General features: G+C 62.6%; 21 protein-coding genes. All 21 read left to right on the top strand.

Annotated features, from left to right (window positions below; genetic code table 11):
* Complete coding sequence (locus HU719_RS22405) at positions 1-315, top strand: head-tail joining protein (RefSeq protein ID WP_186517145.1); 315 nt, start codon at positions 1-3, stop codon at positions 313-315.
* Complete coding sequence (locus tag HU719_RS22400; RefSeq protein WP_186535017.1) at positions 312-980, top strand: hypothetical protein; 669 nt, start codon at positions 312-314, stop codon at positions 978-980. Before HU719_RS22405 ends, HU719_RS22400 begins: the two co-directional genes overlap by 4 nt.
* Positions 967-1,434 carry a hypothetical protein gene (locus tag HU719_RS22395; RefSeq protein WP_186535016.1) on the top strand — a complete coding sequence of 156 codons (468 nt, stop codon included), beginning with the start codon at positions 967-969 and terminating at the stop codon, positions 1,432-1,434. Before HU719_RS22400 ends, HU719_RS22395 begins: the two co-directional genes overlap by 14 nt.
* Positions 1,431-2,054 (top strand): phage baseplate assembly protein V, encoded by a 624-nt coding sequence (locus HU719_RS22390; protein WP_186535015.1) that lies wholly within the window; start codon positions 1,431-1,433, stop codon positions 2,052-2,054. Before HU719_RS22395 ends, HU719_RS22390 begins: the two co-directional genes overlap by 4 nt.
* A gap of 41 nt (positions 2,055-2,095) precedes the next feature.
* Entirely contained in the window at positions 2,096-2,317 is a 222-nt protein-coding gene (locus tag HU719_RS22385; protein ID WP_186535014.1) for a hypothetical protein, read from the top strand.
* Positions 2,318-2,319: 2 nt separating this feature from the next.
* Positions 2,320-2,646, top strand: coding sequence for a GPW/gp25 family protein (locus HU719_RS22380; protein WP_186517135.1), 327 nt, complete (start codon positions 2,320-2,322; stop codon positions 2,644-2,646).
* Positions 2,643-3,524: a baseplate assembly protein gene (locus tag HU719_RS22375; protein ID WP_186535013.1), complete on the top strand. Its 882-nt coding sequence runs from the start codon at positions 2,643-2,645 to the stop codon at positions 3,522-3,524. The genes HU719_RS22380 and HU719_RS22375 overlap by 4 nt, the downstream gene beginning before the upstream one ends.
* Before the next feature lies 1 nt (position 3,525).
* Positions 3,526-4,137 carry a phage tail protein I gene (locus HU719_RS22370; RefSeq protein ID WP_186535012.1) on the top strand — a complete coding sequence of 204 codons (612 nt, stop codon included), beginning with the start codon at positions 3,526-3,528 and terminating at the stop codon, positions 4,135-4,137.
* Positions 4,130-5,227, top strand: a complete 1,098-nt coding sequence (locus HU719_RS23655) for a phage tail protein (RefSeq protein WP_225917401.1) — start codon at positions 4,130-4,132, stop codon at positions 5,225-5,227. The genes HU719_RS22370 and HU719_RS23655 overlap by 8 nt, the downstream gene beginning before the upstream one ends.
* Positions 5,227-5,997 carry a hypothetical protein gene (locus HU719_RS22355; RefSeq protein WP_186535011.1) on the top strand — a complete coding sequence of 257 codons (771 nt, stop codon included), beginning with the start codon at positions 5,227-5,229 and terminating at the stop codon, positions 5,995-5,997. Before HU719_RS23655 ends, HU719_RS22355 begins: the two co-directional genes overlap by 1 nt.
* A 38-nt stretch (positions 5,998-6,035) precedes the next feature.
* Positions 6,036-6,443: a tail fiber assembly protein gene (locus HU719_RS22350; protein WP_186535010.1), complete on the top strand. Its 408-nt coding sequence runs from the start codon at positions 6,036-6,038 to the stop codon at positions 6,441-6,443.
* 81 nt (positions 6,444-6,524) lie between these two features.
* Positions 6,525-7,691 (top strand): phage tail sheath subtilisin-like domain-containing protein, encoded by a 1,167-nt coding sequence (locus tag HU719_RS22345; protein ID WP_186535009.1) that lies wholly within the window; start codon positions 6,525-6,527, stop codon positions 7,689-7,691.
* Positions 7,692-7,703: 12 nt separating this feature from the next.
* Positions 7,704-8,213, top strand: coding sequence for a phage major tail tube protein (locus HU719_RS22340; RefSeq protein WP_186517129.1), 510 nt, complete (start codon positions 7,704-7,706; stop codon positions 8,211-8,213).
* A 30-nt stretch (positions 8,214-8,243) separates the two neighbouring features.
* Positions 8,244-8,540 (top strand): phage tail assembly protein, encoded by a 297-nt coding sequence (locus tag HU719_RS22335; protein ID WP_186517128.1) that lies wholly within the window; start codon positions 8,244-8,246, stop codon positions 8,538-8,540.
* 131 nt (positions 8,541-8,671) lie between these two features.
* Positions 8,672-11,446 carry a phage tail tape measure protein gene (locus HU719_RS22330; RefSeq protein WP_186535008.1) on the top strand — a complete coding sequence of 925 codons (2,775 nt, stop codon included), beginning with the start codon at positions 8,672-8,674 and terminating at the stop codon, positions 11,444-11,446.
* Between the two features lie 9 nt (positions 11,447-11,455).
* Positions 11,456-12,295, top strand: coding sequence for a phage tail protein (locus HU719_RS22325; protein WP_186535007.1), 840 nt, complete (start codon positions 11,456-11,458; stop codon positions 12,293-12,295).
* Positions 12,270-12,476: a tail protein X gene (locus tag HU719_RS22320; RefSeq protein ID WP_186517122.1), complete on the top strand. Its 207-nt coding sequence runs from the start codon at positions 12,270-12,272 to the stop codon at positions 12,474-12,476. Before HU719_RS22325 ends, HU719_RS22320 begins: the two co-directional genes overlap by 26 nt.
* Before the next feature lie 54 nt (positions 12,477-12,530).
* A complete protein-coding gene (locus tag HU719_RS22315) occupies positions 12,531-13,583 on the top strand; it encodes a phage late control D family protein (RefSeq protein WP_186535006.1) in 1,053 nt (350 codons plus the stop codon).
* Positions 13,584-13,606: 23 nt separating this feature from the next.
* A complete protein-coding gene (locus HU719_RS22310; protein ID WP_186535005.1) occupies positions 13,607-14,158 on the top strand; it encodes a glycoside hydrolase family 19 protein in 552 nt (183 codons plus the stop codon).
* Positions 14,158-14,703, top strand: a complete 546-nt coding sequence (locus HU719_RS22305) for a lysis system i-spanin subunit Rz (protein ID WP_186535055.1) — start codon at positions 14,158-14,160, stop codon at positions 14,701-14,703. Before HU719_RS22310 ends, HU719_RS22305 begins: the two co-directional genes overlap by 1 nt.
* Positions 14,704-14,851: 148 nt before the next feature.
* Positions 14,852-15,646 carry a DNA adenine methylase gene (locus tag HU719_RS22300; protein ID WP_186535004.1) on the top strand — a complete coding sequence of 265 codons (795 nt, stop codon included), beginning with the start codon at positions 14,852-14,854 and terminating at the stop codon, positions 15,644-15,646.
* Positions 15,647-15,992: the final 346 nt, after the last annotated feature.

Below are 15,992 nucleotides of genomic sequence, written 5' to 3'. Positions count from 1 at the left end.
ATGGCTTTCCGGGACCTGATCGACGAAGTGGACGACACGGTGTTCGATGTCCTGGGCGATCGCGCTCTGATCGAGGGGCGTGAGGTGCTGGGGATGTTCTCTGCGCCGTGGCTGCAGCCGAAGCTCGGCCGCATCACCACGGCCCTGCGCGAGCCGCACCTGGTTATCCGTGTGAAGGACAACGCCGGCGTTGAAACCCGCCAGCGGGTAGAAATCGACTTGGCGAAAGAAGACGGCGGAGGCACCTACACGATCGCCAGTGTTGAACCAGGCGGGGACGGTCTGGTGGCCTTGGTGCTGAGGAAAGCGGCATGAGCGTCGGGAGTTACAGCAAAGTCTCTGCCACCACCGGGATGATCACACTGCAGGCCATTCCGCAGCAGGTGGCTGGGTTCGAGGAGTTTGCTGCGCTCGCGCCCAAGGCAATCGCCAAGGCCCAGCGTCGTGCCATCAACAAGACGTTGCGCTGGCTGCGCACCCACGTCGGTCGCGCGGTCGCCCTGCAGGAGCGCATCGCTGTGGCTTCGGTGCGGCAGCGCCTGCGGGCCTACCCGGTAGGCAGCAATGGCCAGGGCAAGCTTTGGTTTGGTCTGGACCCGATCTCCGCCAGCCGTGCTGGTCGGGCACGGCAAACCCGCACCGGTGTCTCTGTTGCTGGCCGGCGTTACCAGGGGGCGTTTTTCAAGAATGTTTATGGCGGGCGGCCCGATATCTGGATCCGCACGGCCAGCAAGCATTTCAAGGAAAGCGACTACCCAGGCAGCGACGTGTCGGGTGGCGGTGGGCCTAGCTCGGGATGGATCGCCGAGAACGGCAGTCGCTTCCCGCTGGCTAAGGCCATGATTTCCCTGGACGACGTAAAGCCCCATTTCGAGTCGTGGACTGCAAAGGCCCACCAGCGCCTGCTGGTGGTCATGAAGCAAGAACTCAACTACGAGCTGCAGAAACTGCTGGGGAGGGTGGGTAGTGGACGAGGATGACGATCCAATACCGCTTGATGGTTTGTATGCGGCGATCGAGCGGCACATCGCCGAAACGATTCCCGCGCTGCGTTACGTCGGCACGATGCCTGATCGCTTAAATCGTGTCGACCCACCGGCCGTGGTGATTGAGCTGGCCGAATGGGAGCCTGGTCCCGATCAGGGCACAGGTGAAGTTGGCATCGATGTTCGCTTTGAGGCACGGGTGATTGTGGCGGGTGAGGAGCCGCATAGCCTGCGGATGGCGGCCTTCACTGCAGCGCAACTGACCGTTCTGCTGCGCATGCAAACCTGGGGAGTGCCCGCTGAACCGGCCAAATTCGTGCGGGCGGCACAGGACTGGACCCGCCCTGAACTGGATGGTTATGCCGTCTGGGTGGTGGAGTGGACACAGGTCATCTACATCGGGGTCGAGGAGTGGCCCTGGCCTGAACCACGGGAGGGCTCAGCATGAGCTATGTCTCTGCGCAACATGACCGCATGCTGGCCGACACGGTGCTGCCGTGTGTGGTTGTTGCAGTCGACCTGGGCGCTGCGCGTGTCCGGGTTTCGGACGGCGGCGACTGGACCAGCGCTTGGGTGCGCTGGCATGCGCAGGCCGCCGGCAAGGCTCGTCACTGGCGGATCCCCAGCATCGGCGAGCAGGGTGTGCTGATCAGCCCGAGCGGTAACCCCGCCCAGGGCACCTTTGTGCCGGGCTTGTACGGGGATGCAGGCGCACCGCCCGACAATCGCGACCACGTCGAGGTGTGGCGCTTCGATGATGGTGGGGAGCTGGTGTACGACTGGCAGGCCAAGAGCTACACCATCAAGCTCCCCACTGGCACCGTGACGATTGAGGTCGGCAGTAGCAAGGTGGTGATGACCGACGACGCGATCACCGCCGAGTCCAGCAGCATCACGGCCAAGGCGCAGAGCGTCACGGTGCAGGCCTCAACCCTGGTGGGCCAGGCCGACACTATTACCCTGACGGGGCAAGTCACCATCAACGGCCACCTAACGGTGACCGGCGATATCAATGGCGGTGGCCGAATCATCGACACCGCTGGTAACACGGCAAACCACAAACACTGACCAGCCCGCCTAGTGCGGGCTTTTTTACGGCTGGAGGGTTTATGGCCAAGGCAGAGAAAGACCCCGGCGAGGCCCTGGTGCCTGTGGAGCCGGTGGGGGAGACGATTACCTTCGTCGACCAAACCTATGATCGTCGCAAGCTGTTCCTGCCCAACTGGGCAGAACTTGAGGTCGTGCGCGGCGTCGTCGAGGTGCGCCGCGACAACACGCTAGCCGTCGACTACATGCGCAACCGTCCCGACTTCGTCGAACAAGGGGCCTGAACATGATCGGTATGGACCGCCGGACGGGTCAGCCAGTCAGCGGCGTGGCGCACTTGCGGCAGTCCATCGAGGACATCCTGGGTACTGCCGTTGGCAGTCGCCGGATGCGCCCGGAGTACGGCAGCAACTTGCGCCGCTACGTCGACTTGCCGGTCAACGAGGGGTGGAAGAGCGCCGTTCAGGCTGAAGTTGCCCGCGCCCTTGGACGCTGGGAACCACGGTTGAAGCTTGAGCGGGTGCGGGTGGTGGCAGTCCTCGGTGGCCAAGTCAGCCTGCAGTTGTCCGGTCAGTACCTGGGCGACGACGCCGTCGTGGAGGTGAGCGTATGAGCACAGTGGATCTTGCCCAGCTGCCGGTACCGCAGGTGCTGGAAAGCCTGGACTTTGAAGGGGTGTACGACGACGAACTGCAGCGCTTTCGCGAGTACATGGGTGACAACTGGGACGCGCTGCTTGAAAGCGACCCGATCACCAAGCTGCTGGAGCTGGGTGCATTTCGCAAGCTGCAGAACCGTGGCCGGGTGAATGATGCAGCCAAGTCGTTGCTGCTGGCATTCGCCCGCGGCGCCGATCTGGACCACCTCGCGGCCAACGTCAACCTGGAACGTCTGGTCGTGCAAGCCGAGGACCTGGATGCAGTGCCGACGGTGGCGGAAGTGCTGGAGGCCGACGATGCGCTGCGCGAGCGGGTGCAATTGGTGTACGAGGGCCTGACCACGGCGGGGCCGCGTAACAGCTACATCCTGCACGCGCGAAACGCATCAGGTCTGGTTGCCGACGCGACGGCCGAGAGCCCGGCCCCGGCCGAGGTGGTCGTGACGGTGCTGGCCTTGGACGGAAACGGGGAGGCCTCGCCCGAGCTGCTCGCCACTGTTGACAGGCGTCTGAGCGATGACGATGTGAGGCCGCTGGGTGATCGGCTGACGGTGCAGTCGGCCGAGATCCTGCCGTACCGCATCGAAGCTTTGGTCTACATGGTCGGTACCGGGCCTGAAAACGAGGCCATTCAGGCCGAGTGTCGGCGTCGCTTGAACGCTTGGGTCAACCCTCGCCGCCGGCTCGGCGTCGCTGTAGTGCGATCGGGCATTGATGCCCAACTGCACATCACAGGCGTCGAGCGTGTCGAGCTGGTGGACTGGGAGAACATCACGCCCACGAAGGCGCAGGCGGCCTGGTGCGAGGGTGTGACAGTGACGCGGGGTAGCTGACATGACGAGCCTGCTACCGCTGAACAGCACCCAGCTTGAGCGGGCCGTCGAGTACGCCACGGACGAAGTGACCGACGTGCCCTTGCGCACCTTGTACAGCCCGGACACTTGCCCGGCGCACCTGCTGTACCAACTGGCCTGGGCTTGGTCGGTAGACCGCTGGGACGACACCTGGTCGGAAACCGTCAAGCGCTCCGTCATTCGCTCAGCGTTCTTCGTCCATGCCTATAAGGGGACGATCGGCGCGCTACGCCGGGTGGTCGAGCCTTTCGGCTATCTGATCGAAATCAACGAGTGGTGGGAGCTGCAGCCTCCCGGTCCACGGGGCACCTTCGCACTGAAGGTCGGTGTCTCGAACGGCGGGATCAGCGAGGACACCTACCAAGAGCTGTCCCGGTTGATCGATGACGCCCGGCCCGTCAGCCGGCACATGCTCGGCTTGGACATCAGCCTTGAGACCCGCGTGCCGGCTTACCAAGTCGCGCCCAGCTTCGACGGCGAAGTGATCGAGGTGTACCCGTGGGAGGCGTCGGACATCGATGTCAGCGTGGGCGCCTACGAACTGATGACCGACCACACAATTGACCTACTGGAAATTTATCTGAATGGCTAACTCAACCACGCAATTCGGTGGGTTCCTGACCAATGTCGGCGTGGCCCAGCAGGCTAACAGCGCCGCGCTGGGCTTGCCTTGGAATATCACACACATGCTTATCGGGGATGCCGGTGGCGAGCCGGGAGTGTCCCCTGATCCCACGCCAAAGCCTACCCAGGCCGGGCTTGTGCGGCAGGTGCACCGGGCACCGCTCAACGCGCTGTTTCAGTCGCCAGCCGACCCCTCAGTGCTGGTCGCCGAGCTGGTGCTACCGCCGGAGATTGGAGGGTGGTGGGTCCGCGAGCTGGGCCTGGAGGATGCCGCCGGCAACCTGGTGGCCGTGGCAAAGCCGCCACCCAGCTACAAGCCGTTGCTGGTGCAGGGGTCAGGGCGGACCCAGACCATTCGCATGCATGTGGTGTTCGGCAACGTGGCCAACATCACCCTCAAGATCGACCCGAGCATCGTCCTGGCCACCCGTGACTACGTCGACAAGGCCCGCGAAGCAGCTGAGCTGTACGCACGTAACCAGCTCAAAGCCCACGTCGAAGCTGCCGACTCGCATACGCAGTACCTCCGTCGAGCAGACGTGGCCAAGTCTGCCGGGCCCCTGGCATGGCTTGGCGTTGCACCGGGCAGCGCTGACGCCCTGGTACTCAAGCTGCAGAGCACAGAGGCGGTGCTAACCGCCCTCTCTGCTGGCCAGCGTTTCCAGTTCCAGGCGGGGGAAACGAACACGGGTGCTGTTACCGCCAAGATCGGAGCCCTTGCGCCGGTAGCAGTGAAGAAGGTGGGCGTTGGCGGCTTGGTCGACTTGGCCCCTGGCGACCTGCGTGCCGGCGTCTTGTATGACCTGAACTACGACGGTGCCGCCTTCCAGTTGGGAGGTGGCGCCGCCAGCGGTCCCACTGGCGTGGAGAGTGGGACCTATCGTTCGGTGAAGGTCGATGCCTATGGCCGGGTCGTATCGGGAAGCAATCCGACCACGCTCGCGGGGTACGGCATTACTGATGCCTTTCCTGCAAGCAAGATTGTTTACTCGCCGAACCCGCCTACAGCTGATGATGGCGTAGTGGGCACCTTGTGGCTGCAGTACGAGGTGCCTTGATGAATTTTCATGTGAAGGTTGAAAGTGGATATGCCGCGGGCGTGATGCCGAGCGTGAAGCTTGCAGACGGATGGCGCGAGGGCGAGGAGCTTTTCGTCCTGACAGCTGACGGCTGGAGAACGGTTTGGCGTCGGCAAGTGGTGTTCATCAATACGTTGGATCGGGCAGGCGCAAGCATATTCGAGCTGATGGGGAGCCCCACCAGAAAAAGCCACTATGTGTTCATCAACCGCGCCACGCTGTATGGCGGTACCTCGGGTTTTGCGTTGCGCACGGGGGTGTTTCCCGCCGGATCAACGTTGACCATCATCAATGAGGGTGCAATCCGTGGCGCTGGTGGTGCCGGCGCATATCCTGCGGCAGCAGGGCCGGGCAAGGGGGCTCTGCTGCTTGAGTGCGACACTGCCCTGGATAACCGAGCTGGCCTCGTTTATGGAGGCGGCGGCGGCGGTGGGTGGCGCTACCTGTCGCAGACGCTCTATGCGGGTGGTGGTGGAGGTGCAGGTCGGCCGGGTGGTGCAGCAGGCGGGATGTATCAGAACAGCACCTACACCTTTACTCGGCCGGGCGCTGGTACCGACGACGTCGGTGGTGCAGGCGGCCGCTACAGCTCTGGATACCAGGGTGGTGCTGGTGGAGCTCCCGGGGAAGCCGGCGTAACCGTTACGTCGGTCGCAGGTGCAGGCGGGTATGCAATTGATAGGGCCGGGCATGTGCTCTCGATCATCGCCGGTGGCGAGGCAGAAAGACTGAAAGGGGTCATCGTATGAGTTTTAAGGTTCTATCCGTAGACGCCGGCTCGCAAACCATGGTCATCGACTGGGGCGCGACCATCCTCAATCACTACATACCTCAGCAAGTCCTCGGCGATTCGACCCTGGATGCCGCTGGCGTGTCGGCAATTATCGAAACGCTACGCCCCGCGGTTGTTGAGCCGGTTGAAATCCCCGAGGTTCTTGCTGGGTTAGTGCAGGGAGTTGCGGCAGAGGAGCCAGAGCGTCAGTGGCGCGATGCTGAGCTGCTGGCAGTGACCTGGCTGCGAGACCGGCACCGCGACCAACTGGATATCGGCGCCGAAACCACGCTGACAGCCGAGCAGTTCACTGAGTTGCTGCTGTACATGCAGCAACTGCGGGACTGGCCGCAGAGCGAGGCCTTTCCGGCGATCGAGCAGCGGCCGGTGCCGCCACCCTGGATCGCTGAGCAAGCCCTATGACGCCCCGCATTGCCGGGGCGTTTTCATTCCTGCTGCATCACTGGCCTCGCTCTGCGGGGCCTTTTCATATCTGGAGATTGTATGAGCGGATTTTTTCACGGCGTCACCGTGACCAACGTTGACACCGGCGCGCGTAGTATCGCGCTGCCTTCGTCCTCGATCATAGGTCTGGTCGATACCTTCACCGAAGGCCCTGAGACCACGGCCAAGGCCAACGACCTGGTGCTGATCACCAGCGAGCGCGAGGCGGTTGCAGCGTTCGGGCAGAACTCGGCGATCACCAAAGCCTGCCGCGCCATCTACACCCGCGCCAAGGCAGTCATTGTTGCCTGTGGTGTGGCCAAGGTCGACAACGCGCCCGAGCAGACGTCGGCGATCATCGGCGGCCAGTTGGCCAGCGGCAAGCGCACCGGCCTGCAGGCGCTGCTCGACGGCAAGAGCCGGTTCAACGCCCAGCCGCGGTTGCTCATTGCCCCGAAGCACAGCTCGACCCAGGCGGTCGGCACAGCCATGGTGGCTTTGGCTGACAAGCTGCGCGGCATCGCCATCATCGATGGCCCGAACACCACCGACGAGGCGGCCATCGCCTATGCAGGCGAGTTCGGTGCCAAGCGTGCCTACATGGTCGATCCGGGCGTGCAGATGTGGGATACGGATGCCAGCGCAACGATCAACGCCCCCAGCTCGGCCTGGGTTGCTGGCCTGTTCGCCTGGACCGACAAGGAGTACGGGTTCTGGGCGTCGCCGTCAAACAAGGAGTTCGTGGGCATCACTGGTACTACTCGCCCGATAGAGTTCCTTGATGGCGACGAGACCTGCCGGGCCAACCTGCTGAACAACGCCAACGTAACCACCATTATCCGCGACGACGGCTACCGCCTGTGGGGCAACCGCACTCTGTCCAGCGATCCGAAGTGGGCGTTCGTTACCCGTGTGCGGACCATGGACATCGTCATGGACGCGATCCTCTACGGCCACAAATGGGCGGTTGACCGCTCGATCACTGCCACCTACGTCAACGACGTGACCGAAGGGCTGCAGGCCTTCATGCGCGACCTGAAGAATCAGGGCGCAATTATCAACTTCGAGGTGTTCGCCGACGAGACGTTGAATACCGCCAGCCAGCTGGAGCAGGGCAAGGTATATTGGAACATCCGCTTCACCGACGTGCCCCCAGCTGAGAACCCCAACTTCCGCGTTGAAGTCACCAACCAGTGGCTGACCGAAGTCCTCGACTCTGCCGCTTAAGGAGCGCATCGCATGGCAATGATTCCCCAGACCCTGGCCAACCTGAACCTCTTCGTAGACGGCGTGAGCTTCCAGGGTGATGTGCCCAGCCTGACCCTGCCCAAGCTCACCCTCAAGATGGAAGAGCACCGCGGTGGTGGCATGGACCTGCCGGTCGAACTGGACCAAGGCATGGAAAAGCAGGAAGCCGCCTTCACCACCACCGGCGTGCGCCGCGAAGCGATGAAGTTCTTCGGCCTGGCTGACGGTACCGCCTTCAACGGCACCTTCCGGGGGGCGTTCAAGGGCTTGAAGGGCGCCATCACTCCTGTGGTGGTCACCCTGCGCGGCACCCTCAAGGAAGTCGACATGGGCGACTGGAAGCCCGGCGACAAGGCCGAGATCAAGTACAGCGTCGGCGTGACCTACTACAAGCTCGAAGTCGATGGCCGGCTGATCTACGAGATCGACGCCCTGGGCATGAAGCGGGTGATCGATGGCGTCGATCAACTGGCTGCTCAGCGCGCCGCCCTGGGCTTGTAACTCTTCCTCTCATCAAACGGACCCAGCACCATGACCAAGAAAACTCCCGCCTTCCTGACCGTCGAAGCCGATCGTGTCACTGTGCGCTTGAGCAAACCGACCGAGCTTAACGGCGTGCAGATGGATCACCTGAGCCTTCGTGCGCCCACCGTGCGCGATATCCGTGCGGCACAGACCACCACCGTGGGTGACGATGAGCAGCGCGAGCTGAACCTGTTCGCGTCGCTCGCCGAGGTCGGTGTGAAAGACCTCGAAGGCCTGACGCTGAAGGACTACACCCGCGTTCAGGCCGGCTACTTTCGTCTGGTCCAAGACGACGAGCTTTGACCCCCAGAACCAGAAGCGGCTAGCCAAGCGGCTGGCCGTGGAGCTGGGTTTCTCGGCGGCAGAGATCTCAACCATGTCCTGGACGGACACCGTCTGGTGGCTCACGGACTGAGCCTGCAGGAGGGTAGCGCATGGCACGTCTGGCGATAGCGCTGGAAATCGGCGGCGCCGTAGCAGCATCACTGGGTGCTGCTTTTGGTACCGCCAAAGGGCATATCAAAAAGCTTGAGGATGCAGGCAAGAACGCCAAGGTGTTGAAGAACACCATCGGCGAGACGATCAAACTCAGGGACGAGTGGAAGAAAGCCCATGACAGTGGCTCGGCTGCAGCTTCGGGGCTGCTTCGCCGGCTTGAGGGTAACCTTGATGCCCTCAAGAAACAGGGCGTCGAGGTCGGGCGTCTGGCTCGGGAGTACCAGCGGCTCGGCCGGGAAGCCAAAGCGGCGGACCTGAAGCAGAAAGGCCGGCAGCAGATCGAAGCGGGCAAGGCATCGCTCAAGTCGAACATCGGCGCTGCTGCGGTGGGCGCTGGCATGGTGGCTATTCCGACGAAGATCAGCGCGGATTACCAGGCGATCATCCGTGATATCGCGATCAAGGCTGGCATCGCGAACAAGCCCGAAGAAGCCCAGTTGACCCGGACGGTCATCGACACGGCCCAAGACACGGGGATGTCGCGCAATGATGTGGCCGACCTGGTCAACCAGCTCGTCGGCGCCGGCATGGAGCTGGACAAGGCGCTTTCGTATGCGCCGGTGGCGGCCAAGTTTGCCGTGGGGCAGGGCGCCAGTGGCGTCGATACCGCGTCGATGATTCAGGCGCTGCAGCAGAACGCTAAGATCACCGACCCGCGCGTGATGCAGCAGGCGCTGGAAGCGATCGCGTTCCAGGGGCAGGCCGGTAGCTTCGAAGCGAGCGACATGGCTCGCTGGTTCCCGCAGCTTCTGGCTGGGATGGAAAAGAGCGGTAGCACGGGGTTGGATGCCGTGACGTCGCTGGGGTCCATGTTGCAGGTGCAGATGAAGACCGCCGGCAGCTCGGACGAAGCGGCGAACAACTTCAAGAACTGGATTGAGAAGATCGGGTCGGGCGAGGTGGTCGATGCCTACAAGAAGGCTGGCATCGATTACCAAGCTTCGATGAACACGGGCATCCAGAATGGGATGTCTACGATTGAGTCATCAATGGCGCTGGCGTTGAAGTACGTTGAGGCTACGGACCCGGCCAAGGCCAAGAAGATCAAAGACGGCCAGGCGTCCATCAGCAAGGAAGCTGACCCGGAGAAAGCCAAGGCCGCCCTTGATGCGTTGGAGAAGTCGCTGCGCACCGGCGACCTCTTCGCGGACATGCAGGTTAAAGCGGCCCTCACGGCCTATTCGCAGAACCGTGAGCTGTATGCCCAGCTCAAGAATGACTCGACCAAAGCCACCGGGATACTCGACCAGAACCTGACTGAGCGTCGTGAGACGTCGGCGCAGATCTGGCGTGAAACGTTGCAGGCGGTCGACGACTCGATGCGCAGCATTGGCGATGCCATCCGCCCCTTCACTGATCGACTCGCCCAAGGCATCACCAGCGTCGCGAACGCATTCACCAAGCTTTCTGACGGCTCGCAGACGCTGGTCGCCGGTGCAGTGGCTGTCGCTGCTGCGTTTGTCGCGATCAAGACGGCGTTCAGCGCCTTCAAGATTGGCAAGGGCATGCTCAATGTGGCGCGCGGTGGTTTGCTTGGCGCTGCGAAAGACAAGGATGAAGTGCAGAAGGTCTTCGTGACGAACTCCGAAGACGGGGAGGGCGGTGGCGACGAGGACGATAGCGGACGCAACAAAGTCATCAGCATGTTCCAGAAAAGCGTGCGGGCGGTCACTGGCAAAGGCGATGGTGATGAGGCTGAGGGTGAAGAGAAGGCCGGCGGGCTGGACCCCGTGGACATTGGCCTCGATCTGCTGGACCTGTTCCGCACCGAGAAAGAGAAGGATGGTGAGGATGGCGGCTCGGCTGAGCCGCAAAAGGTTTTTGTCGTGAATGCCAGCGACTTTGGAGGCATGGGTGGTGGCGAGTCGCGCGGACGTCGCCGCCGTCGCGGTGGGCGCCGATCGCGGGGGGCGGGTGGCTCTGGCAGTTCGACGTCGAGGCCCAGGGCCCGCCCGCCGGTCCCTGCACCTGCGCCGGTACCGGTACCCGCACCCGCCTCTCGACTCTCTCGTATCGGAACGACCGCGACGTCTCTACTCGGCAGGGCAGAAACGCTTGCGCCGGCGCTGGCCGAGACCGGCCTGATGGGCAAGGCGTCTGGCCTGGTTACAAAACTTGCGAAGAAGATGCCTGGCGGCAACGTCCTGGACTTTGGGATGAAAGTGTACGACACGGCGACGACTGCGGAGACGCAGAACGAGAAGGCTGAAGGCTACGGTCGAGCAGCGGGCGGTTTGGCAGGATCAATGGCCGGTGCATCGGCGGGGGCAGCAATTGGTTCGGTTGTGCCGGTTGTCGGTAGTGCTATCGGCAGTTTGATCGGCGCGGTGCTGGGAGGTATGGGGGGTGAAGAATTGGGCGGCTTCCTCGGGCTCAAGCTGTTCGGTGAGGATGAGGCCCCGGCCAAAACCGAGAAAGCGCCTGAGCCTGGGGATGTGGCTCGCTCAATCGCGGCTGCAGCTCCGGCGCCGACCGCCCCGGTGGTCGCCCAGGCGCTTGAGCAGGCCAAACCTAAAGGTGATCCGCCCAAGGTCGACCAGCAGTTCTCTTACATGCCCAACATGCCGATCACGGTCCAAGGCGACGTCAAGGATCCGCAGCAGGTCTTCAGCACACTTGAGGCACTGATCCGCCGAAGCTGGGAGAGCTGGTCGCAGGAGGGGCTGTCTCGGCAGGCGGCAGGGCAGTTGTTCGACGAACCCCATCTTTAAGGAGGTGCCATGGCCTACATGGAGTCAATGCAGTCGACGCTAGCGGGGTTGATTGCGGCGGGGGAGGCTGGCCGCTCCAGCCTCGACGGCATGCTCGGGCCGCTCAACGGTGCCGTCAGCGACATGAGTGGCGCGGCCGCTGAGCTGGAAGGGCTACCCGTTATTGGTCCGGCTATCGGCGGCAAGCTGCAGCGGACGATGCGGGCGATCAGTGCCGCGCAGTCTGTTGTCGGGCGGGTCGCCTCGACCTACAGCCAGGTGGTGACCGGGGCGTCGGCGGTGCAGGAGCGGTTGGGAGCATTGCGGGAGCAGGCCAGCAAGGCTGCTGCGGCGATCAACCGTATCGCAGGCGGTATCAGTCCGGCCTTGGGTGACATTTTTCCGACCAGTGCTGCAGGTGCAACCCCTGCGGCCGAGGCGGTACAGCCGTTCCCGCACCTGCTGATCATGCAGCCGCTCGATGCCAAGGCCCAGCCGTACTACTTCAACCTGAACACTGCGGCGTTCGATGAGCTGAGGCGGCAGACGTCGGCACGTTGGGCGGCGCAGGAGCGACTGACCCGCGACATCGCGCAACAGGGTGTGGGCCACGGCGAGGACAAACTGTCGCTCAAGGGCGCGATCTATCCAGGCTTCAAGGGTGGGTTGAAGCAGTTGGACACGCTTCGGACGATCATCCGCCAGCTGCAGCCGATGACGCTGATCACCGGTTACGGCGATGTGCTCGGCACCTGGTGCTTGACCAGCATCGACGAAGAGCAGAGTGCCCTGCTGGCTGGGGGCATCCCGCGTAAACAAGGGTTCTCACTGGAGTTCGTGAAGTATGGCGAAGACATGCAGAACGTCTGACGGGGACCTGCTCGACACCGTGTGTTACCAGCACTACGGGCACCTCAATGGCACCGTCGAGTTGGTGATGGATGCGAATCAGGGCCTGTCGGACGAGCCGCAACCCTACCGGGCTGGGGTCATCATCCACTTGCCGGATCTACCGGCACCGTCGATTGAGACGGTGCTGTTGTGGGGCTGACCCCATCACTCACAAGCCCCGCCCAGTGCGGGGCTTCTTCATTCTGGAGACCGTATGCGGCCTACGTTTCGCATCGTCGCGGATGGCAGGGATATCACGACGTTGATCAATGACCGGTTGCTGTTGCTGCGGACAACCGACAAGCCGGGGATGGACTCCGACGAGTTCGAGCTGCGCATCGATGACCGGGACGCCGCAGTGGCTTTGCCCGCGCGTGGCCACGGTATCGAGGTTTACATGGGCTATTCCGGCAGCGCCTTGGCGCGCCTGGGCCGCTACACGGTCGACGAGATCGAGGTTTCAGGTCCGCCCAGGACGATTGTCATCCGGGGCAAGGCCAGCGACATGCGCGGCACCGGCAAGACGACGCGTAGCGGCAGCTGGGAAAACGTGCCGCTCGCGCAGATCGTGCGCGACGTCGCTGCCCGCAACGGATGGCAGCCGGTTTGCCCGGTACAGACGAAGGTTGACCGGGTCGACCAGCGCAACGAATCGGACTTCAACTTCATCACGCGGCTGGCCAAGCAGTACGACTGCACAGCGAAGGTGGCCGACGGCAAGCTGCTGGTGATGCCACGCGAGGCCAGCGTGAGTGCCAGCGGCAAGGCCTTTGGCGCGATCAAGATCACCCCCGCCGATGTGAGCCGCTGGCAATTCCGCCTCGGCGATCGTAGCGCGCAGAAGGCGGTGAAGACTCAGCACCAGGACAAGAAGACCGGCAAGTTGAAGGTGGTCGAGCTCGACAACGAAGACGCCCCCAGTAACCTTCCGGCGGTGCACACCGACCGACACATTTATCCCGACAAGACTGCGGCAGAGCAGGCCGCCAAAGCCAAGCTTGCCGCGTTCAACCGAACCACTGCCGGTGTTCGCTTGCGGATGGCGGGGCGCTCAGACCTGTTCGCTGAGCGGGTGATTAACGCTCAAGGCTTCAAGATCGGCCTGGACGGCGAGTACCTGGTCGATAGCGTCGAGCAGACGTTCGACGCCTCGGGCTGGACGACGGCGGTGGAGTGCAACGGCGGCAAAAAGGGCAAGGCGAAAGCCAAGGGCAAGAAAAAGAAAACAGACAAACCACTGAAGGTGGTCGACGTGAAACCGGCCTGAGCGGCCAATACAGGAGATTCAAGATGACTGTCACTCTCAAACAGCTACAGCAGATCCTCCCCAACGCCGGCACACAAGCCGGCGTTTTTCTTCCTGCCCTCAACGTGGCCATGGTCAAGTGGGGCATTGTCACCCCGCTGCGTAAGCGAGCCTTCCTCGCCCAGGTGGGGCATGAGTCCGGCCAATTGCGTTACGTCCGTGAGCTGGGCAACGACCAGTACTTGGCCAAGTATGACTCCGGCAAACTGGCAGCGCGGCTGGGCAACACGCCCGAGGCCGACGGCGACGGTCAGAAATACCGCGGCCGGGGGCTGATTCAGGTCACCGGTTACGCCAACTACCAGCGCTGCGGCGAGGCCCTGGGCCTCGACCTGCTGGCCCACCCTGAGCTGCTGGAGCAGCCCGAGCATGCTGCTGATTCGGCCGGGTGGTTTTGGCACCAGGCGAGCCTCAACTCTCTCGCGGACAAGGGCCCTTCGGCGTTCGAGACCATTACCCGTCGCATCAATGGTGGGCTCAACGGGCTCGACGACCGGCTGGCGATCTACAAGCGTGCCGAGCAGGTGCTGCTTTGATTTCGCTCGGGGCGCGGTGGGCGTTGCTTGCCCTGGTGCTTGGCTTGGCAGTGGGCGCCCGCCTGGCTTGGGTGTGGCAGGCCAACGAGCTGGCCACACAAGCGGCCGGATACGAGCAGCAGCTTGCGCAAAAAGACTCGGCGTCCAGCAGTGAGCGTGAAGCTGCGGCTGGTGCCGCCCTCGATCAGTTGGCGTTGCAACAGGATGCCCGGCGCGACCTGGAAGACCGCCTGCAGCAGCAAAATCAAAATCACTGGAAGGAGATGAACGATGCTCAACAAGCTCAGGCTCGCCTGCGCGACCGGCTTGCTACTGCTGATGTGCGGTTGTCAGTCCTGGTCAACGCCGGAACCGTTGCCGCCCAGGGTTGTGACGGTCGGGTGCGAGAAGCCGCCGGCGCCGGAAGCGTGGTGGCTGGAGCCCTACGCACCCAACTTGACCCAGCGCATGCTCGAAGAATTATCGCCATCACCGACGAAGGCGATCGAGGAATGATTGCGCTCAAGGCCTGTCAGGCCTACGTACGCGAAGTCACGAAGCAGTAAAGAGGCGAGCCGGGAGGATGCGTCAACATCCAGCCCGGCCCGCCGAACCCGCAGACCCTTCCTGCAAGTCCAGCCGCGGCCTCTGCCTTGTGCACAAAGCGCGTCGAGCCTAACACCTGTCTATCCATACAGTAAAGACTTGCAAACTATGACCTCTCCTATCGTTCCCTGGATGGGTGGCAAACGCCGCCTGGCCGACCGCTTGATCCCTCTCTTTCCCCCTCACGAATGCTATGTCGAATTATTCGCCGGCGGTGCCGCGTTGTACTTCATGCGCCCCCAGCCTGCGCCCGTGGAGGTGCTCAACGACCTCAACGGCGACCTGGTGACGCTCTACCGGGTGGTGCAGAACCACCTGGAGGAGTTCGTCCGCCAGTTCAAGTGGGCGCTTAGCTCCCGCCAGATTTTCGAATGGCAGAAGATGACCCGTCCTGAGACGCTGACGGACATCCAGCGCGCTGCGCGCTTCTTCTACCTGCAGCAGCACGCCTTCGGTGGCAAGGTCACCGGGCAGACCTTCGGTACCGCCACCACCGGGCCGGCCATCAACCTGCTGCGTATAGAAGAAAACCTGTCATCGGCATGGCAGCGTCTAGCCGGCACCTATGTCGAAAACCTTCCCTGGCTCACCTGTGCTGAGCGCTACGATCGAGCCCACACGTTTTTCTACATGGATCCGCCGTACTGGCAGACCGCCGGCTACGGCGTCGACTTCCCGTTCGAGGAGTACGAGCGTATGGCCGACTTCATGCGGCGCTGTAAGGGGAGGGTGATGGTCAGCATCAACGACCACCCGGACATTCGGCGGGCATTCGACGGCTTCCACTTCGAATGCTTGGATATCCGCTACACAACGGCTAACCAGCGGCACGGCAAAGCTGATGTAACGGGCGAGCTGGTGATCACGAACTGGTCTCTTTTCGAGCGAGGTGGATTGTTTTGACTCATCAACGGCGCAGGGCATTTCTCTCCGATCTTCGGCTCCCCCAGGTCTTGAGCTTAGGGTGTAAAGATAATAATGTTTGGCGTCTCAGGGGTAGGTGGCTACTACCCTTCCAGTAAAAATCTAGAGAGGATGATTAAATATGTCATACGTGCAAATTACCCCGGCTCAGGACTGGTTTTTTAGGCACGGCGGTGTAAGGCCCAATGATCCTCCAATTCTTTATCACGTTGTTGCCTGGGCAGTTAAGGCTCCGAATGGTGAAGGGCGCTCGGATGTCGTGGGACTGATCGCTCCAAACTTCCCAGGTGAGGCCGGCCGAAAGCTTCATGAGCCCCCTCCAGTT

The sequence above is a fragment of the Pseudomonas farsensis genome (assembly GCF_014268805.2).
Lineage (GTDB): Bacteria > Pseudomonadota > Gammaproteobacteria > Pseudomonadales > Pseudomonadaceae > Aquipseudomonas > Aquipseudomonas farsensis.
The sequence above is the reverse complement of the archived record's forward strand: the minus strand, read 5'-3'. Positions and strand labels throughout refer to the sequence as shown.